The 20,388-nt window shown below is 44.3% G+C and carries 16 protein-coding genes and 1 pseudogene; 5 read left to right on the top strand and 12 right to left on the bottom strand.

The window, feature by feature from the left end:
• Window positions 1-124: 124 nt before the first annotated feature.
• The 3 genes from AACT42_RS24410 to AACT42_RS24400 all read right to left on the bottom strand — a co-directional run bounded on the left by AACT42_RS24410 (window position 125) and on the right by AACT42_RS24400 (window position 4,834).
• Window positions 125-1,348, bottom strand: coding sequence for an aldose 1-epimerase family protein (locus tag AACT42_RS24410; protein WP_094134173.1), 1,224 nt, complete (start codon window positions 1,346-1,348; stop codon window positions 125-127).
• A gap of 549 nt (window positions 1,349-1,897) precedes the next feature.
• On the bottom strand, window positions 1,898-2,218 hold the full coding sequence (locus AACT42_RS24405) for a hypothetical protein (protein ID WP_094134159.1): 321 nt from the start codon (window positions 2,216-2,218) through the stop codon (window positions 1,898-1,900).
• A gap of 9 nt (window positions 2,219-2,227) precedes the next feature.
• Window positions 2,228-4,834 carry a LysM peptidoglycan-binding domain-containing protein gene (locus AACT42_RS24400; protein WP_094134160.1) on the bottom strand — a complete coding sequence of 869 codons (2,607 nt, stop codon included), beginning with the start codon at window positions 4,832-4,834 and terminating at the stop codon, window positions 2,228-2,230.
• Between the two features lie 368 nt (window positions 4,835-5,202).
• Between AACT42_RS24400 and AACT42_RS24395 the strand changes: the two genes are divergently transcribed.
• On the top strand, window positions 5,203-5,376 hold the full coding sequence (locus tag AACT42_RS24395; RefSeq protein WP_254918665.1) for a hypothetical protein: 174 nt from the start codon (window positions 5,203-5,205) through the stop codon (window positions 5,374-5,376).
• Between the two features lie 197 nt (window positions 5,377-5,573).
• Here AACT42_RS24395 and AACT42_RS24390 read toward each other — a convergent pair whose 3' ends face one another.
• The 3 genes from AACT42_RS24390 to AACT42_RS24380 form a co-directional block, all read right to left on the bottom strand.
• Complete coding sequence (locus AACT42_RS24390; RefSeq protein WP_094134161.1) at window positions 5,574-5,774, bottom strand: AlpA family transcriptional regulator; 201 nt, start codon at window positions 5,772-5,774, stop codon at window positions 5,574-5,576.
• A gap of 73 nt (window positions 5,775-5,847) precedes the next feature.
• Window positions 5,848-6,444, bottom strand: coding sequence for a YagK/YfjJ domain-containing protein (locus tag AACT42_RS24385; protein ID WP_094134162.1), 597 nt, complete (start codon window positions 6,442-6,444; stop codon window positions 5,848-5,850).
• A 120-nt stretch (window positions 6,445-6,564) separates the two neighbouring features.
• The gene (locus AACT42_RS24380) at window positions 6,565-7,239 is read right to left on the bottom strand and encodes an inovirus Gp2 family protein (protein WP_094134163.1); all 675 of its coding nucleotides are present in this window, start codon (window positions 7,237-7,239) and stop codon (window positions 6,565-6,567) included.
• Window positions 7,240-8,023: 784 nt separating this feature from the next.
• Here AACT42_RS24380 and AACT42_RS24375 point away from each other — a divergent pair.
• A complete protein-coding gene (locus tag AACT42_RS24375; RefSeq protein WP_094134164.1) occupies window positions 8,024-8,905 on the top strand; it encodes a hypothetical protein in 882 nt (293 codons plus the stop codon).
• Between the two features lie 67 nt (window positions 8,906-8,972).
• On the opposite strand, the gene AACT42_RS24370 is transcribed toward AACT42_RS24375, so the two are convergent.
• The gene (locus tag AACT42_RS24370) at window positions 8,973-10,232 is read right to left on the bottom strand and encodes a tyrosine-type recombinase/integrase (protein WP_094134165.1); all 1,260 of its coding nucleotides are present in this window, start codon (window positions 10,230-10,232) and stop codon (window positions 8,973-8,975) included.
• A gap of 927 nt (window positions 10,233-11,159) precedes the next feature.
• Here AACT42_RS24370 and AACT42_RS24365 point away from each other — a divergent pair.
• Together AACT42_RS24365 and AACT42_RS24360 are read left to right on the top strand one after the other, a co-directional pair.
• Window positions 11,160-14,261 carry a beta-galactosidase gene (locus AACT42_RS24365; protein WP_094134166.1) on the top strand — a complete coding sequence of 1,034 codons (3,102 nt, stop codon included), beginning with the start codon at window positions 11,160-11,162 and terminating at the stop codon, window positions 14,259-14,261.
• Window positions 14,251-14,405 (top strand): annotated as a pseudogene (locus tag AACT42_RS24360) (substrate-binding domain-containing protein); the annotation flags it as partial. The gene AACT42_RS24365 and the pseudogene AACT42_RS24360, both read left to right, overlap by 11 nt.
• Before the next feature lie 15 nt (window positions 14,406-14,420).
• Here the strand turns inward: AACT42_RS24360 and AACT42_RS24355 are convergent.
• Together AACT42_RS24355 and fabR are read right to left on the bottom strand one after the other, a co-directional pair.
• Window positions 14,421-14,798 (bottom strand): YijD family membrane protein, encoded by a 378-nt coding sequence (locus AACT42_RS24355; protein ID WP_094134167.1) that lies wholly within the window; start codon window positions 14,796-14,798, stop codon window positions 14,421-14,423.
• Window positions 14,798-15,439, bottom strand: coding sequence for an HTH-type transcriptional repressor FabR (gene fabR / locus AACT42_RS24350; protein ID WP_017048583.1), 642 nt, complete (start codon window positions 15,437-15,439; stop codon window positions 14,798-14,800). The genes AACT42_RS24355 and fabR overlap by 1 nt, the downstream gene beginning before the upstream one ends.
• Window positions 15,440-15,725: 286 nt before the next feature.
• On the opposite strand from fabR, the gene sthA reads away from it, so the two are divergent.
• Complete coding sequence (gene sthA, locus AACT42_RS24345; protein WP_094134168.1) at window positions 15,726-17,126, top strand: Si-specific NAD(P)(+) transhydrogenase; 1,401 nt, start codon at window positions 15,726-15,728, stop codon at window positions 17,124-17,126.
• Between the two features lie 103 nt (window positions 17,127-17,229).
• On the opposite strand, the gene dinF is transcribed toward sthA, so the two are convergent.
• From dinF to lexA, 3 genes are all read right to left on the bottom strand, one after another.
• Window positions 17,230-18,573, bottom strand: coding sequence for an MATE family efflux transporter DinF (gene dinF, locus AACT42_RS24340; protein WP_094134169.1), 1,344 nt, complete (start codon window positions 18,571-18,573; stop codon window positions 17,230-17,232).
• A gap of 62 nt (window positions 18,574-18,635) precedes the next feature.
• Window positions 18,636-19,454, bottom strand: coding sequence for a class I SAM-dependent methyltransferase (locus AACT42_RS24335; protein WP_017044869.1), 819 nt, complete (start codon window positions 19,452-19,454; stop codon window positions 18,636-18,638).
• A 94-nt stretch (window positions 19,455-19,548) separates the two neighbouring features.
• Window positions 19,549-20,172: a transcriptional repressor LexA gene (gene lexA / locus AACT42_RS24330; RefSeq protein WP_026028591.1), complete on the bottom strand. Its 624-nt coding sequence runs from the start codon at window positions 20,170-20,172 to the stop codon at window positions 19,549-19,551.
• Window positions 20,173-20,388: the final 216 nt, after the last annotated feature.

The following is a 20,388-nucleotide window of genomic DNA, read 5'->3' as shown; positions in this document are numbered from 1 at the left end:
AAGCTTCCCATCTAAAACATTTCTGGGCATTAACGTTAGTACCACGGGGAATTATGAATTTCTAATTAGCTAAAATAGCAGAGGGGATACGATTTCCCCTCTGCATCAATGGAAGCACTATGGATTACTGAACTTTACTTAGATCGACGATTGGCTCATGCACTTGCTGCACTTTTTTACCATTCAGAAGTTTATTCACATCTTTAACCGCACTATCCACTTCTGCTGAAGAAGACAATACCGTATACGTTAGATCAAAATGTTTGCTTTCTCCTGCATGAATCGTCGGGACTAGGCCCAGAGGACGTTGGAACTTGGTGTTGTAGGCGTAACTGGTACCAGGTTCAATTCCCGTAACATAACCTTGCTGTAAAGTATCTGTGTTTTTCCAAATCGTCAGAACTGGCAATTGGCTGGTATTGTATTGCATTGATACACCTAGGTTGCCCGCCTTGTTATGTAACACAGCTAATGTGTTTCCTCTCTTATCTGCGACAGGTTTTAGATTGTAAACCATCTCATCATACCCTTTAGTTGGGCCTAGGTAAGTTTGCCAATCTTTCAAACCTTTATCTGCATAGCTATTAAAGGGAGAAATTTCACTGGCAGCGGCATACACTTTTGCACCTTTCTCTAATATTGGGCTGCCAAAGTTAGAGTGATAAATAATTTGGTATTCATCGTCGTAATCAGATTTGTTGGTCAAAGTATCATTGAGCGAGAAGCTGTTTTCTCCCGGAGTAATAGAAAACGATGTTTTTGTTACTAGATCTGCTTTTTTAAACGTTCTTTCCGACACTTCACCTTCAACAGTAATAGTATGCGGAGCCTCATCGTCAACAATGACTTTAATTGACGAACTTGGCGTATTTTGAACCCGACCATGCAAGCTAAGTAGTTGACCATTGTCATCTACCCCAGGATGCCCCGTCCATTCATAACCACAACGCACCATCATTTCGTTGAAGCCATCCAACCAACCGAGTCCGTTACGACTTTCCAAATCAATGTAGGCTGGATTAACAATTTCTTTTACTGGCGAGTCCCAGCCTAACACTCGTTTGCCATCTTTTTTAACGTCAAAAATCCCCATACCTCTGGTTGGAACTAAGGTCACTTCCAGCTCACCATTCTTTATGACAATAATGTCAACGCCTTCTTGCTTACCGCCATGTAAGCGCACTTTTTCTATGCTAAAAGGGATATTTCCAAAACCAAGCTTTTGGTTCGTAATTTCCCAATTTTCAACATAAGTATTCGTTGCGGTATCAGTTAGGGTAAATTCTGCTGCTGTAGCATAAAGCGGTGCAACCAAAGTAAGAGCTGCAATAAGTGGTTTTATTTTCATAGTTTGATCCTCTAAATAATTTTTCTGACATTCAAGCTGAATCGTTTCAGCTATCAAAATTGCAGACAAAAGTTTTCGGATCAAAGTGCTGAACAAATAGATGTGATTCAGTTCATCGAACTGGTCACTTTTCAACCTATTAATGTTTGATGAATCACGTTCAGCAATAACTGATTGATTTGCAAATAGCAATATAACGACGTTGAAATTTTAACTTTTAGAATCAAATGTATACCTTGGGTAATAGTCTAAATCGAAGAACTCTAAAATGGTATGTAGCTAGTTTAGGGGAGGTTGACACCAACATCAGCAGTAAAAAACGACAATGGGGAGCAATCACGCTCCCCATTCTTTTTTGTCTCAATGCACTGGTTTAAAGGTATATGTTATCTGTTAAAAAGCGACTTAACTCTACCCAAAATGATTGCGATATTAATCCTTTATACAAAAATAAAGAGGTAAAGCACGGTCATAAAAAACAACCAGTTTAACCACATGAACAAGTCGAAGGAAACTGCTCCATTTCTTCAACGATGGCGTACAAAAGGATCAAATGAGAAAACTTATCAAAAAAACAAAGTTAGCCCACATAAAAAAATCAAATTTCAAGGTTCTCTTTTTTGCCCTATAACGGACTAAAGGATAGAAAAGTGCATACATCACAAACAACCCTCCTGCCCCTAGGCCTGAAGTATTCAGATACCACTTTTCCTTAAACTGCTCTGGTTCTTTAGATAAGTTTGCTATCAGCTCGTCAATATATCGCCGATCACCGAAGCAGTAGCGATAAGAATAAAACATAAATGGCAATACCCAGATAAAAACCCATAGGTTAGCCAACTTGTGAATGAGGGTAAAAAAGTCTTCCATACTGTGCTCTTAAAATACTTTTGGCATATCAAAGTCACTATATCTATTTGAATTAATATAGTTTTCCACTTCCACTGGGATACCTTTTTCCAATTCCTTTTCTACTGAATCAAGATAACTATCTAAGCCCAACAGGTCATATTTTTCTTCAAAAAGCTCTTTGCCAGCGCCAGCTCCAATGAACCCACCAGTCAGGGCTCCCCCTGCATAAAGCAACATCACGACTGGTGCAGCACTTATAGATAGACCAACAACCAAAAGACCAGCAATACCAGCGCCTAACATCCCTCCAGCCCATCCACCAGCAACACCACCAGTTTCAATTGCAGCTTGACGAGTACATGATGCTAACGACTCACAGTTTTGAGTAACATTGTATACGCCGCTTGCAACTCCAAGGCCTAACGATAGTTTTCCTGCTTTCTCCGCATAAGTTATCCACTTAGCGGTATTGGCTACACGGGCTCCCAGCTCGGGAACCGAACCTGCCTTTAATATTTCATCAGCATTGTGAATGAGTGACTTAGTAGAGTCTATGCCCAAACTTGTCTTTAAGCCTTGGTCGACTGGTATCTTCAGAGTACGCTGCGTAAGTTTATCCAACTGCCTATCGAGGATTTTCTTCAAACCTTGCCTCTGTCGAACAAAGCTTGATCGGTCGATTTTTTTAGCTAGGAGATCGAGGTATAGACGATCCATCTTTTTAAGTGATGACGATACATTTTCCAGATTTTTCTGCATTGCTGGCGCTATTGTTCCAACTGCTGCTCCCATGTATGCGAATGAGTCCGACGGCTTACCCGTATTCCAATACTCCACCAGCTTATTTTCTATTACTTCAAAGTAAGCTTGATGCAACTCGATTTGGTCGGAGCTCAACTTGCCCAATTCTTCACTCGCTAGCATCGAATTATCTTTTAATGACTTTAGCTTGGCCTTATCCTCTTCTGAAAACGGCTCCTTGGTTAGGAAGATAACCATTTCTCCAAGAATAAGGGGATCATTCAGATGTTGGTTATGTTCTTGGATCAGAGATTTCGTTACAGAAGAGACACCACTTAGCGCTTGTTCCCAATAATCACTAAGGGACTGAGACTCTTCAATCCTCGCAAAGCCAAGTTGGAACTCTATTTGCTCTTCAACCTCTTTTAAGTTAGCAATGGTGAGATCATCGTGAACAACACCTTCAGAATTCACCGACTTAAATGTGGAGCCTTTGATGTAAGAACTTGAATAGTCATAAATTGAGTTTGAGGGCTTGTTGTACTCCTTCACTTCAACACTTGGTTTCCCATACTTTAAATCGGTCTGTTGTTCAATCTCGGCCTTGTTACTTACTAATAATTGGTCACCAACCTTCAATTTCATCGGGTCAGCATCATACTGCGGGTTCAAATCAAGTAACTGTTTCGCCGACAAACCATATTGCCCTGCAATGGCTCCCCATGATTCTCGTTGGTTGGTTTTAGAATCCGTCCCAACAGTATGCGTTTCTGGTTTACTCTCAGCTTTCTCCGTTTCCGCAGGTTGAGTAGTCTGTCTTTCTGTGACAGGTTGCTTGGGCGCCGCAAGCAACTCGTTGATATCGAGCTTAATACCATGTTGCGCCAACCAGTCATCATTGAGGCCGTCGAGCTCCTCTCGGGTAATTGGCTGTTCAAGATAAATCAGATGTTGGTTGTCGGCGTCTTTACCTTCGAGCTTCCAGTAGACCAGAATGGCACTTTGATAGACGTTGTAGCCTTGCTCATCATTAAGCTGCTCGTGAGTAGAACGTGTTGCGTAGAATGCCCACTTGCCATTTCCTAGCAGCTTGTACTCTTGAACTAAGCGTCCATTGTAGAAATGGTAGTAGTAGCCTTCTGTTGGTAGCCCCAAACGCTCACCAAGCTGCACTGAAGGTACAACAGGGATAAATGCCTCTCGTACTACACCGGAGCCTATAGGCTTTACCTGCACATTGTTGGGAACACTAATTCCCAAAGCATTGGAAGCCACTTTAGCTACTAATTTTTTCGGTTCATCAAAGGCGGTATGAGCGGTATATTTTGTACCGTGCTCGGTCGCCTCCGTCTGCCAGCGGCCAATCAGGGCTTCTTGTTTGGTTTTCGCCAATTCAAACGCATACCCCACGCTTTTTCTAAACGTCTCATCCGAACAAGCCACTTCAAAGCAATATTCGTATTGCAGTTTTGGTGGTGCATCTAAGGTATCAGGTTTTACGGGCTCAGGAACATAGGTCTCTTCAATGTTAGGCGCATAACCAGCGGCGCTTTGAGTGGGCGCAGCACTGCCCGCAGCACCACCAGACATTTTCGTTCTTGAAAGGTAGGCACTTTTCGCTTCTGGCGATAACGCCTCTTGCCCTTCAGCCGACAAGCTCCACGATTTGCTCATACTATCTCGGAGCATCACAGGCTTCGAAGGTGAATCCGTCAATAGTGCTAACTCACCATTTTTCAGCTTCTCCATAAAACTGGAATAACTCATCCCCTGAGGAAGTGCTGAGCCTAACGCTCTTTCGTCCAGCCGACCAATGTCACCTTCAACCTGACCAAACTCATATGCCATCAGTTCGGTTAACCGTACCACTCGATAACCCACAATCAAATCCATCCGCTATTTTCAATGGGCGTATTCTACCTAACCAGTGGGAGTTGCAGGATTTATAACCATAAGTTAGGTCTACCAATTGCAGACATTGTGATTTTCACCCACCGGAACCAGACCTATTGATAATGACTTAATCATTAAGAAAATAAAGCTCATTGCGGATTTTTACCAAACAAAAGAAAAGGTCACAGTTTGAGATGGATACACTCCTCACAAACTGTACAAATATCGCCCTACCTATCAAAACCTCAACGACAGTATTGAACTTCCTTCCTAGAATCTTCACTCTAAATTAGCAATGTTGCATATACTAAAAAGAGGTTGCTCTAATGAACGATTGGGAATAAGTAAACTTTAGTCAAGACCATGAAATGGACTATCACTTAGGTCTAGTAGGTAAATCAAAGTCCGAGTACAACAGAAAGTACCTAAGAGACAACACTCAAAGGACGGCAAAAGATAAGTTAGACAAGACACGAATTACCCATACTGAATTCAAGCCATTTGTTATAGCTGATAAACCACATTTGAAAGATCCTGCCTAATAGATAGTTAAGATAATATTGCCTCTTTGAAAGGGGCAATATTCAGCAATACAAACCTCGTTTGCATCCGTGTTGGTTGTTTGGGGCTGCGCCGTCTACGTATATTGAATAACTCATTTATTATCTCTCTCTAATTGAAAAAGGGCGCATGACTTTGTTTAGCCAGCGCCCCGTTGATGGTTTATCTGATGTTTGTATTACTGAAAGGATTCTTGGCCGTCTCGCAGTGCTAGACGTTGCTCCATCCATTCTTCGATTTCACTTTCTACCCAAGCCACGGCACGTCCACCGAGTGGTACACTCTGCGGAAAATCGGTTTCATCTGCCATGAACTTATAGATAGTTGAACGGCCTAGCCCTGTTAGTGACATCACGTCTTTAAGTCTTAGAAATCTCATTTTCACTGGGAATCGTCTCCTGCTTTGTATATACCCATGTGATAAGCCACCACTGTAAAAAAATGCAGTCGGTCTAATCTGCACTAGAGCCAAAGAAGTAACGCTCTTCTTTCCATGCTTCAGCAAGGTTGCTCATACGTTTAAAGGCGCTGTTCTTTATGTTAGTGTCAGTGCTCTTACAGCGTGTACCCAGGCTATAGTTCCCTCGATCATTCAGTTGGACCATTGAGCGCTCATTACCTTGGTAGTGCTTTTTAATCGCTTCTCCCCAAGCTGTTTTCAGATGCCCCACAATTTCATTACTTTTCTCCATGTAAATGCCATCACCAAAATTCTGCTTATAATCAGTAAACAAAACCACTCGATATTGGTGCGAACGGTTATCCTCTCGCTTACGCCACACGTAGTGCAACGAATCGGCGTTCAGCTTCTCTTTCAGGATTTCAAAGTAATCGTTCAGGATGCAAAACTTTGCATCTTGATGATCTTTAGGCAGATATAAGTCAAAACGTGTAACGAGAGCGACTTCAAACTGACTGAGAGCCTGTTCAAAGACATCAACCATCGAAGTCAGTGCTGACTCGTACAACCCCTTGTCGCTGTAATACAGAGGGTAATCTTCAAAAGTTCTATCAAGGGTAATACTTGGGAGGTGGGTTCTATTCGCCATGAGTAATGCCTTTTGTGTGTGAATGACATAGGCATTACTCGCGCTGTATTTTTTAATGATGGTACGTTCCTGTGGGATCAACAACAAACCACAGGAAGTGTAACTATAGTAATTTTTATGCTACTTACGGCTTGTACCAAAGTTTCTTTGATGATCACCGAAGTGCTTAGTGTTTTCTTTTGCTAGATAGCTTACATGTTCGAATAGGCTATCAAACTGCTGTTCAAAAGACCGTGAGTTGGAATCTAGACGATGAATTACTGGAGTCCCTGAACGGTCTTTAGATACGTAAACCAAACCATTAGCTTCATCGTAGTCAACACCTGTGACTTTCGCCCATGCATCTATGACCATAGAGAGTAAGTTTTCTCGTTGGTTTCTCGCCTTCCCTAACCAGTTAAAACGATCTTTGTTGAACATGAGTACTAGGTGGTAGTGGTCATTCAGTGAAGAACAACGCTCCCTTACCCATACATACCTCACTTTACAAGGATGAACTCGTTGTCCATGCCTTTCCTTTCTTCGACCGTCATATTCGATCTGTGACTGTAGCGAACGGACAAAATCAGTGATTGCTCGACGTTTCTCTTGTCCATTTCTAAGCTTGGGGAATCGCAAATCAACTCGTAATGCCATTGTTCGGGGATAGTCATCCATAGCCTGCCCAATGGTGTCATAAATTTTATCTAGATACTGAATACAGAGCGCACCATGAGCCGTCTGAATAGGATGACCTCTAAATGTTTTCTTAGTAGTCAGTTTCAGGTTTTGGTTTTTTCTAGAGCGTACTTTCATTTCCTATCTACTCCTGTGTTTAGGTTCATAGATAGGTCTGTGTCGTTATTTTTAGTTATGCGATTTGAGTAAGTGGATAGGATAGGATTGGATGGAAGTACTAATAATACTAACCAGACAGACAACAAAAAAATCGCTCCGTAGACAACTCCTGCCCGTCAGAAGAAACAAGTGTCAGATAACAATCAAAACCTAGGCACTGAACTGTAAAAAATCGATGCAAGAGCATCCATCTCGAATCCAAGTCACTTACAAGTTAAATGACAAATAAAGTATCTGAAAAAGTGAGATGTCAATGGCGATACTAAGCATAAAACAAACGACAGGTAGCCACACAAAAACAGATATAGTTTTCAACGACAATGGTCAAACATTTTCCCGACTGCGTTTCCTGAGACCTAACCAACTAATTCAATTTTGTAAAGCGGGGGAGTGAATAGATGTACTTCCCCCTCATAAACTAAATCGCTGCACTATCATCACCGCGTCACAACCTGTCTCATAGGTACGTTCTCCCCTCGCAAAATCCCTTGTGCACTCCAAAAAAACCATTATCTTATTTAAAAAAAAAGATATCGAAGAAAAACCAAGCATGAAACCCAATAAACACTCTAAAAACATAGAGCACACAGTATCATTCAACAAAAAACAAGATTTTTAAGGAACTTTTTTACTACGATAAATCTAATAATTGAATACGTTAATTGTACTTTTTAGATACTAAAATTGATGGTATATATATACACTTAACCATCATTAAAATTGCAAGTTTGGGAACATTAAGATGGCATCAAGAGAGGCTTCACTAATCGAAAATGGCTTATTCAGGGCGAATAATGAAAGATACTTGAAGTTCTACTGGGCTTATCTTGCTAAGAATATGAACAATATTTTGGGGAGAGACTGCCAAGACAAAAAGGAACTACAGCTCAAAATATCCATGGTGTTACTACGCCGTAAACTCGATGTTGAAGGCTTGATAAATCGGATGAATCGCGCAGCATTGGAAAGTTTGTTACCTGAACGGTCGTTTGATTGGATAGATAAAAATGACGATAGAATCGTCTACTTCGTTTGGTCTTTGCTGAGGTTAACAACTCCGCGATCTCTGAAGATAGACGATAATGAGTATGATTTCAGATACTCAACTAGACTTACTCACTGCACCAATAATATTAATGACAAACAAGTAAACTACTACAAAAAGTTGAATTTGAACCCACTGCCTTTACATCGTTCAGAAGCATTTGAACTCATATATGACTTCTTTGATCAATGGAGCGCCACTGCTCATTCAAAAGAAAAACTAATGCTTATTCTTAAAGAAAAGTGGTTGTATATTGCATCAGATCTTCGCCCTGATTACTCCTGGATCGACCCAAAGAACAAACAACAAAACACTTGGACGTCTAACTATATTTCATCCCAACTAGAGTGGCTACCACACCTACCACCACCTATGACAACCTCTCAAACTTACAACATCAACATCGCCAACTTAGATACCCTGTTCGTTTTTCGTACAAATTTTGGTCAAAAAAAGCGAAAAGATAATACAGAACGCGGCACGAGACTAACTCACGCTGAATTCATGTACAAAATGATGAAGGCATGGAAGCAAAAGCAGTTTCGAGAAAAGGCTCGGCGCGCATCAGCTAAATATTAACCAGGTGATACGCACTTCTCACAGACTCTTCCCTTGCTCTATGCATTACCCTACTTTAGGGCAAAAGCTAGGCCATCTTAGCTGAAGGTAACGGGTGGACGTTCGCTTCCATTAGCGATTGCAACTTGTTACCCCATGCTTCCAGAACCTTCAATTGCTCATCGATATAATCATGATGGTTATAGACTCTGAGCATGCCTGGGAGCTGGTGGCCGACTGTCTTTTCAATCGCTACGATATCTAACCCCATTTCACTACAACGACTGATAAAGGTACGGCGCAAGTCGTGAGGTGAAAAGCGCTCAAAATCGATAGGTAGATTACGTTTGATCAATGCCCGTACTGCCGCAGGTTCTTGCACTTTATCGACCATTAGCTGGGGCCATACCAACTTCCACTTACTTGGCACACTGTCACGCTGATCTTTTAGAAGTGCAAGCAAGTAGTCACTTAAAGGCACTTTACGTGCATCTTGGCTTTTAGTGTGTCGTTCTTCTGAGCTGGCTGGTAACAGCCAAGTTCCCTCTTCAAAATCTAACTCACTCCAACGCATTTCTAGTACAGCACTAATTCGCTGTCCACAACCAAGTAAGAACTGCATTAAACGAATGTTAGAGGGATCTGTACGCCATGACGGCATACTCGTTAACAGAATCTTTAACTCTGAAAAGCTTAAATTACGTTTTGTCACTTTAGAGCCGCCGCCAACATCTTTTGCTTTCAGCTGTGGTGCAGGATGAGTATCAAGCATATTTAGTGCTAGGGCATGGTTAATCACTTGATTGATGATTTTATGACAAACCCCGATAGCCCCCGCCATACGCTTACCGTCTTTATCGACCTTCGCATCAAAGACCCGGTTGAGGTCATATATGCTCAAATCAGCCAATTTGATGCTACCGAGAATCGGCTTGATATCTCGATAGTAAATGGTCCTCGACTGGTCACCACGAAGCTGTTTTGAAAGACGTTTTTCATCGAAGCTAATAAACGCATCGTCAAAGGTCTTCGCCTCATCTTGCGCTCGTTTCTCGATATCCAACTCAACCTTTGGGTTCTTACCATTCTCCAACCAACTACGATAACGGCCCGCTTCCTTTCGCGCCTGATCCAATGTCATCCCGCGCTCTGGTTTGATCTTAATGTATCGACCCATAGAGATTTTTTCGTGTTTCTTCCCTACTTGAAAACGAAAGATCCAAGTCATTGTGCCTGTTGGACGAACTCGAATGTTCAATCCTTCGACCTTCTTATCGGGGATCGAGTATTCCTTATCCTGTGGCTTCAATGCTTGCAACGTTGCATTGGTACTGATTCGTTTCGTCATCGTTGGAAAACCTCTGCATTTCTGGGTACGGCTCTGGGTACGGCGTGGGGTACGGCAAACGTCGAGTTTCTATTGTACGGCTTTGGACTTTACCGGACAACAAGATCACGAAAATCCTTTAAAATCATAACTTTAATTGTTGAAAATATAACTCTGTAGACTTTGGCGGATTAAAGGTTCGATTTACCCACCACATGGAAGCAGGTGTGATGCTGGAGAAGATTAAATAAGACTTTCAATCAATATTTAAATTTCGATTTAATCGGCTTTCACGCATTCGTACTGACAACATTACCTATTATGCTGCTCGCTCTGACTAACGGTTTAATCAGGGCGGGCTATAGCACAGGGCGATGCAGAGCCCATACGATAACCGTTGAGATCACCGCTTACCTTCTGCCCCCAGTGCAAAATCTCTGCATACTCACCCAATTCGACAATCAGTAGAGCCTGCCCACCGGTTAATTCAATCAATGGTTATCTGTCATTTTGTCTGACTTTGAAGCAGGAAATTACATCGCATCACAATGAATAGAACAAAATAATCGGTGAGCCAAACCAAATTCATGGGAACGTTTACAGATTGATTTTGATATAAACGTCAGATCCAAAGCCAATCTCATCAAGGAAAGTTCATCACTCGCCGTTAAAATTGCTTAAAAGTACATTCCAGAGAGGATGATCACACGAAAGAAGAATAAATCCGTTATTACTATGAAAATATAAACCCCACCATGGAAACGTTTCCACATTTTATTTACACTGAGTAGCAAGTTAGGACTCAAAAAATAAAACGATTAGCTACTCTATGTATGGCACTGTTTTTGGCCGCGTTTGCGTCGATTACCAGAGCAAAAAAGTCATCCATTACGGTATTCACTACCGTAGCTCAACACGGTTAGAAACAAAAAATCAAGTAGGAAAACCATGAAGGCATTTTCAGATATTCTCCAACGACGTGACTGGGAAACCCCGCAATCAGTGAATATTCACTGCTTAAAAGCACACAGCCCACTTTCCAGTTACCGAGATATTGACCATGCCCGTGACGGCGTTTACGCCCAACGTCAATCGCTGAATGGCCAATGGAAATTCAAAGTGTTCGACTCGCCAGAACAAGTCGAAGGCGAGTTTATTCAAACCAAATTCAATGACACGAACTGGGATGAAATAACGGTTCCTTCCAACTGGCAGCTACAAGGCTACGACAAACCAATTTACACCAACGTAAAATACCCGTTTGAAGTAAACCCTCCATTCGTGCCCGCTGAAAACCCGACAGGTTGTTACCGCACTACGATTTCCCGCTCAGAAGCCGATCTTGCCAATACCCAACGCATCATCTTCGATGGTGTGAACTCAGCATTCCACCTATGGTGCAACGGTACTTGGGTAGGATACAGCCAAGATAGCCGCTTGCCTTCCGAATTCGACTTATCGCCCTACCTAGTGGCTGGCGAGAATACACTTGCCGTGATGGTGATGCGTTGGTGTGATGGCAGCTACCTAGAAGACCAAGACATGTGGTGGCTAAGTGGTATTTTCCGCGACGTAGCTCTGCTTTCTAAACCGCAACACTGCATTGAAGATGTATTCGTCACGCCAGATTTGGATGCGTGTTATCGCGATGGTTCACTATCAATCGTGACGCACATTTCAGCGCCAGATTGTTACCAAGTGCAAGTGCAGCTCTTTAATGGTGAATGCGCAGTGACTGAGCCGCGAATTGATCGCCCGCACAACCGCCGTATTGACGAGCGGGGCACATACGATGACGTGGTATTTCAAACATTGCACGTGCGTGAGCCAAACAAATGGAGCGCAGAAACCCCCAATCTATACCGCCTAGTCGTTTCACTATTAGATGAAAACGGCATACATCTGGAGAGTGAAGCCTATCATGTGGGCTTTCGCAAAGTGGAAATCACTGATGGTCAGTTTAAACTCAACGGCAAGCCTTTGCTGATCCGTGGCGTTAACCGTCATGAGCATCATCCAGAGCTTGGGCATGTGATGACAGAAGAAGACATGATCCGCGACATCTGTTTGATGAAGCAATACAATTTCAACGCGGTACGTACAGCGCACTACCCAAATCACCCTCGTTGGTACGAACTGTGTGACCAATACGGCTTGTACGTGTGCGATGAAGCGAACATCGAAACCCATGGCATGCAGCCGATGAATCGCCTTTCGAGCAATCCACAATGGACGCACGCATACATGAGCCGCTACACCCAAATGGTGATGCGCGATAAAAACCATCCTTCTATCATCATCTGGTCTTTGGGTAACGAGTCTGGCCACGGCAGCAACCACAATGCGATGTACGCTTGGTCGAAAAACTACGATCCGTCGCGCCCTGTTCAATATGAAGGTGGCGGTGCCAATACCGCTGCAACCGACATTATTGCGCCTATGTACGCCCGAGTGAATACAACGATTGCAGATGAAGCAGTGCCAAAATGGCCAATCAAAAAATGGATTTCTCTACCCAACGAAACTCGCCCACTGATTTTATGTGAATACGCCCACGCGATGGGTAACAGTTTGGGGAGTTTTCATGAATATTGGGATGCATTCCGCGAGTTTCCTCGCCTTCAAGGCGGCTTTATCTGGGATTGGGTAGACCAAGGCTTGAGCCAATGGGACGAGAACGGCCAACACTTCTGGGCTTACGGTGGCGATTTTGGCGATAAAATCAATGACCGCCAGTTCTGCATCAACGGGTTGATCTTCCCAGATCGCACTGTGCATCCAACATTGGAAGAAGCCAAATACTGCCAGCGTATGATTCGCGTGTCGCTGCAAGAACAAGCGAAAGGATTCTGTCATCTATTAGTAACTAACGAAAACCTATTTCGTGCAACGGACAACGAGCAATTGAACTGGTCACTTTTAGAAGATGGCAAATTGATTCAATCTGGCTCAGTGGTGCTGAACATCAAAGCCGATAGCCAAGCAACCGTAGATATTGCTTTTGAATTTACACCTAAAGCAGAAGCGCGATACCACTTGAATACTGACATCACCTTAGTGGCTGAAACACTTTGGGCACCCGCGGGACATGTGAGCGCTTCTGAGCAATTTGCGCTACGCAATACCGCAGGTCTCGCCATGCCTAAATTGGAAACGCAACCAGCCCCAGCGATAAGCCAGCAAAAATGCATGATCGTAGTCACCAGCCTAGATGAGAAGCATCAATGGTGCTGGGATAGTCAAACAGGCTTGATGATTGATTGGCAAGTCGATGGCAAAGCGCAAATGCTGGCGGCACCGCAAGATAACTTCTTCCGTGCGCCACTGGATAACGATATTGGTGTGAGTGAAGTGGATAACGTAGATCCAAACGCTTGGGTATGTCGTTGGGATATGGCTGGCATTGGCCAATGGAAACGCGAATGTGTCAGTTGCCATGGCGACATGTTGGCGCATGCCGTGCAAGTAACATCAACTTTCGCTTACCAATTCAACGGCGCCGTGCAAGCCATCACCACTTGGACGCATACGCTGAAAAACAGTGGCGAAATGCAGCTGACCGTTGATGTAACACTTGCCGATGATCTACCACCCATGCCACGTATCGGCTTGGAGCTACAATTGCCATTGCATGAACAGAGTACACCAATCACTTGGCAAGGTTTAGGTCCGTTTGAGAACTACCCAGACCGCCTATCTGCAGCACGTTTTGGCTTGCACACGCAAACGCTAGAAGAGATGCACACTCAGTACATTTTCCCAACCGACAGTGGCTTACGTTGTGGAACTCAATGGCTGCAAGTGAACGAACTGGCGATATCTGGCGATTTCCAATTTAGTGTCAGTCAATATGCTCAACAGACGCTGGCAAAAGCAAAACACACCTGTGATTTAATGGCAGAAAAAACCATTTATGTGCGCCTAGACCATCAGCACATGGGCGTGGGTGGTGATGATTCTTGGAGCCCTAGTGTGCACAAAGAATTCCAGCTAACTGGCAATAATTACGTTTACCGAATATCGTTCAAAGCAATTTCGCATCGTATTTAAAAACGCACCGATAACGGCTATCGCCACTTACAACGATTACGTGGCAGCGGGATGCATGACGCTACGACAAGAAAACGGCGTCCACATCCCTGTGATATGTCTTTGATAGGCTTGGATGACGGTCACATCGCACGCTATATCTACCTAGTCATTGATGACTTAGTCGGCGCGATGGCGACCAAGAAAACCCAATTTCCTTCCAACCCAGAGTAGCAACAACAGCAGTACGAGAATCGCGAAAAAGTTAGAACCAGAATCTGGATATTGTGCTTTGATAAATGCCGAATGACCAAAAGCACCGACAAAGAAACAGGCAAGCGCTACCAATGGAAGATCTTCCGCCACCGGATGGCGCAAATATTCTTGATACAACGCCTGCACAGAAAGCACTAATGCAATCAATGGGAAAATGGAGAACGGAACTTGGCTAATGGTTACCCAAGACAACAAAGCATCGCCGCACATACCTGCGATGAGCGCTAGCACAAGTATTTTTCTTTCCGAACCACGATGGGTTGTGTTGTTTTCATTCGACATTACTCTATCCCCCCTTTGAGCCGATTACGTTCACGTTCTTTGCGATACCAAAATGCCCCTTTGGCTAGCATTCGCAACTGCATGATCAAACGTTCAGCAAGCTCATCTCGCTCACGTCGATCTAAATCTAAAGCTTCAGCGCCGGAGCTGAACACCAAAATAACGGAAGCTTCGGCCTGAGTTAATGCCTCGTCACGACCCATGCCTGTCGTCATCAAATACTCGGTGAGCTCTGCGGAAAAGTGCTGTATTTCTCGCACTACCGCGGCACGAAACTCGCAAGAAGTACCTGAGCGTTCTCGCAGTAATAAGCGAAACACATTGGGACTACTTTCAATAAATTCCATGAAGGTTTCAACCGACGTGCGGATCACACTGCCCTCTTTGACAATGCGCTGCCGTGCTTGACGCATCAATTGGCGCAGCAGTAAACCGCCTTCATCAACCATGGTTAAACCCAACTCATCCATATCTTTAAAATGTCGATAGAATGAGGTGGGCGCAATCCCCGCCTCGCGGGCCACTTCTCGTAAACTTAAGTTAGAAAAACTCCGATCGGCACTTAATTGGCTAAATGCTGCATCAATCAATGAACGACGTGTTTTTTCTTTTTGTAATGCGCGAATTCCCATCGATTTCATATTAAGTCGCTTCTCTTTTACTATCTGAGCCATACTATAACGTGATTGAGCACGTTGTCTAAGCCACAACATCGCCTCTTTGGACAAAGTGACCAATTAAACAGTCACCTAACCTAATTTCAATCACTCGCCACAGTAAGATGGGCAAAGCAATAGCATAAAGTGGCATTTTCACCTCTCGAGCGTGATCCTCTCCACTCTCTGATGGCAACATCGTTTACCGCACTGATGGATCAGTTAAAATCTCGCTACAGCAATGTTAAACAAATACGACAAGGAATAGAGTATGGCGAACCAAAACCACTTCGATGTCATCGTAATTGGTAGCGGCCCGGGCGGAGAAGGCGCCGCAATGGGTTTGACTAAAGCGGGGTTTAATGTCGCCATTATCGAAAAAGAGAGTAGTGTTGGCGGAGGTTGTACCCATTGGGGCACCATTCCCTCCAAGGCGTTACGCCATGCGGTCAGCCGCATCATCGAATTCAACAGTAACCCTCTATTTTGTAAAAACAACACCAGTATTCATCTCACTTTTTCTGATATTTTAGGCCATGCTAAATCTGTGATTGATAAACAGACGCGCTTGCGCCAAGGCTTTTACGATCGCAATCAGTGTACGCTGATTTTTGGTAACGCTAAGTTTACCCACAAAAATACCGTGGCGGTTACGCACGCTGACGGCAGCATCGAAAAATACAGCGCCGACAAATTTGTGATTGCGACTGGCTCACGCCCTTATCAACCTGATGATGTTGATTTTACTCATGAACGAGTTTATGACAGCGATTCGATTCTCTCGCTTAAACACGATCCTCGCCACATCATCATTTATGGCGCAGGCGTCATTGGTTGCGAATACGCTTCGATTTTCCGCGGCTTAGGCGTCAAAACCGACCTCATCAATACCCGTGACCGCTTGCTGTCGTTTCTGGATAACGAAACGTCTGATGCACTCTCGTACCATTTTTGGAACAGCGGCATTGTGATTCGTAATGATGAAACCCATGAAAAGATTGAAGGCACTGACGATGGTGTGATCGTTCACTTGCAATCGGGCAAAAAAATGAAAGCCGACTGTATCTTGTATGCCAATGGACGCACGGGCAACACTGACAAATTGAACCTCAAAGCGGTGGGCCTGAATGCCGACTCACGTGGCCAACTGGCCGTCAATCGTAACTATCAAACCTCGGTGGAGCACATCTACGCAGTCGGTGATGTAATTGGCTACCCAAGCCTTGCGAGCGCAGCCTATGATCAAGGTCGATTTGTCGCTCAAGCGATTGCTCATGGTCAAGCGCAATGGCACTTAATTGATGACATTCCAACTGGGATTTACACCATTCCTGAAATCAGTTCAGTGGGCAAAACAGAGCAAGAACTCACCGCGGCCAAAATTCCGTATGAAGTTGGCCGCTCTTCGTTTAAACACCTCGCACGAGCACAAATTTCTGGCAAAGATATCGGCAGCTTGAAAATTTTGTTTCACCGAGAGACAAAAGAAATTTTAGGTATTCATGTGTTTGGAGAACGCGCGGCTGAAATCATCCATATCGGACAGGCAATTATGGAGCAAAAAGGCGAAGCCAATACCCTCGAATATTTCGTTAATACCACCTTCAATTATCCAACCATGGCCGAAGCCTACCGCGTGGCGGCGTTAAATGGCCTGAATCGATTGTTCTAATCATCGACCTAATTCTGCCTGCTAATGGAATGAAAGCCGCTAACGAGTGCGGCTTTCTTTTTGGTAACCTAGTGAGTGAAGTGCTTAGGGATAGGTTCGGTGATCAAGTGAGAAAAACACCGCGTCGCCATTGTGAGATAAATAGCACACCTAAACTGATGCCGCGCATTGCCATAAAGCTGAGCATCGCCATCCACAGGGCGTGATTACCCAAAGACTGAGCCAGATAGAAAACGCTGAAAAAACTGCACATCGCGACAAACATGCTGTTGCGCATCTCTTTACCTTTGGTCGCGCCGATAAAAATACCATCCAATAAAAAACACCACATCGCGGTTAACGGCATCGCCACCAGCCACGGTAGATAACGGTTAGCCGCTTGCTGAACTGCATTAATGTCAGTGATCAGCGTGATCAACGCCGATCCCCACACCGCAAACATCACCGTTAACGCTAAACAGATTAGCGCACTCCAGAAAAAACTGCCGATCAGAGCACTTTTGAGCTGCGTCTCACTTTTTGCACCAATCGCTTTGCCAACCATAGCCTCCATCGCATAAGCGAAACCATCCATGCCATAGGAGATCATCATCAAAAAACTCATTAAGACAGCGTTAGCCGCCACAGTTTGATCGCCAAAGGCCGCCCCTTGAAAGGTCATAAAGCTAAACGCCGCCTGCAAACAGAGTGAACGCAGGAAAATATCGCGATTCAATTTCACAAAGCGGCTAAGACCTTGTGTCACTAAAACACCTAGCTGCAGTGGCGAAGGGAGTTGATGCCGCCACCAATAGCGCCAAACACACAGTAAACCAAAGCTCATGCCCGCATAATCAGCGATAACCGACGCCAGCGCAGCACCTTCCACTTTCCAGCCGAAACCCAACACAAACAGAATGTCCAACGCGATGTTGGTTAAGTTAGTGATGATTACCATCCACATTGGCGCTTTGGCATTTTGCGTGGCTAACAGCCAGCCGAGCAGTACAAAGTTGGCCAATGCGGCGGGCGCACTCCACGCTCGAATCACAAAATACTGCAACCCATATTGCTTTACTTGCTCACTGGCACCGCTGGCTGAAAAAATCGCATCGCCAATCCATCGATGCAGAATCAAAAACAACAACGCAAATGCCAGTGCCATCAAGAGCCCTTGCAACAAGACTAACGCCAGTTTTTGTGACGATTGTTCACCGTATGCTTGCGCCGCAAGGCCTGTGGTCGACATTCTTAAAAAGCCGAGTAACCAGAAAGTGACACTGACTACCGTACCGCCAAGTGCCACACCACCTAAATACCAAGCGTGTTCCAGATGACCGATCACCGCCGCATCAACTAAACCTAACAGCGGTACGGTAATATTGGACAGCACCATAGGTATCGCCAGTAGCAACACTTGTCGATGTACGGAACGGTTCGATAACGTTTGTAAAATAGATTGCAACACGTTGACCTCTCATGGGTGAGAGCAAAGTGTAGCGGAGTGATAGGAGGACGGCTAGCGGTTACTCACCAACGGACATAAACTAAAACGGGTGTTAAGCGCAGCTTGTAAACCATCACCTTACTTAACCAACGTTGCCATAATTTCCAGCGGCCACAATGTTGATCGAGCGGTGAAAACGTTTTTGCCGACGAAGCCCAAGGCAAGACATTGAGTACCGCTTCGGTTGGATTAGCAAAACCATGTCCGTAATGGCCTGAGCCCATTTTCTGACCTAAAGCGGAAGCAGTTTTGTCTCCAGCCAGCATTAAACAAGCCGCCGCATTAGAAAAATGCAAACCCAATGCGCGGATAAAATAGGTGAGTTGCTGCGCCGTACAATCTAATAACGCATGCTCACAAACGATTAAAACGGCTGAGGATTCCGCAATAGGCAATCCATCCAACCACTGAAGATCATCGACACTGCCACACACATGTTGATAACGCTCACTGCGATGAAACAATTTCTGCCGCCACAGCAGGTTTTCGGTGATATCGAGTTCTATCCAATGGCAACGCCCGTTGTCTACCCGATAAAAACGGGTATCTAACCCTGCACCGACATTAATGATCCATCCATCAGGGTTACGCTCAATAAACGCGCGCACTTGTTGATCGCACAATTGCGTTAAGGTGGCATGCAGTAATTGTTTTTGATCGATATCACCGCTTAAACATTCGGGGGCTAAGTGACAGCTCTGGCAGGCCTTTGCAGCGATCGGATCATACACTAACCCGTTATCAACCAAACTTTCGCGGCTACGAAACCACAACGGTTGAACTAAATTGGTTGGAATATGATGACGTGGGGTTAGTGAATGTTTATCGGTAGGCATTACCATCTTCCTTATGTCGCAACTCGATGTAACAACAAAGAAGATGATAATGAATATCAGTTAGAATAACAAGTTATTGAGAATGGATCTCAATAATAAATTACATCCAATCGGTATTGCGAATAATGCCGACGGCGACACCTTCAATGGTGAGCTGCTGAGATTTAAGATCCACTTCAATCGGTGAGAACGCTTCATTCTCTGCGTGCAATAACACGGTAGAGCCTTTGCGTTCTAGACGTTTTACCGTCACATCATCTTCAACACGCGCCACCACCACTTGCCCATTACGCACATCTTGTGTTTTATGCACTGCGAGTAAGTCACCGTCCATAATGCCAATATCTTTCATACTTTCGCCTTGCACACGCAGTAAGAAATCCGCTTGAGGGCGAAACATATTGGGATCCACTTGGTAATGCGCTTCGACATGCTCTTGCGCCAAAATAGGCTCTCCCGCCGCGACTCGACCAATTAAAGGCAGGCCAAGATCTTCTGGCTCATTGGCAGCTTCAAGTAAGATACGCAACCCACGAGAGGCACCCGGAATAATTTCAATCGCTTGTTTACGAGCCAGTGCTTTTAAATGCTCTTCTGCGGCATTGGCGGAACGAAAACCCAGCTCGCGTGCGATTTCAGCGCGAGTCGGTGGCATTCCGGTTTCGTCGATCTTACTGCGGATAAGATCAAATACTTGTTGCTGGCGGGGCGTTAACGGCTTCATATCTCACCTGTCTGTTTATACAGTTAACTGTGAGTATATCCAGTAATCGAATAAATGGAAGAGCGGACGCTTATTTTTTGGCTATTTACAAAAAATGCCGCAATCGACCGATAAATACCTCACCGATTCACTCACCGCGCTCGCAAGTGATGCTGTTTTACTAAACAATAATGATTAAAAGGTTTGACCAGTTTCTGGTATCCTTGCGGCTCAAAA

The organism is Vibrio sp. V15_P4S5T153 (assembly GCF_963874485.1).
GTDB classification, from domain to species: Bacteria; Pseudomonadota; Gammaproteobacteria; order Enterobacterales; family Vibrionaceae; genus Vibrio; species Vibrio anguillarum.
This window is presented reverse-complemented; position numbering and strand designations above follow the sequence as displayed.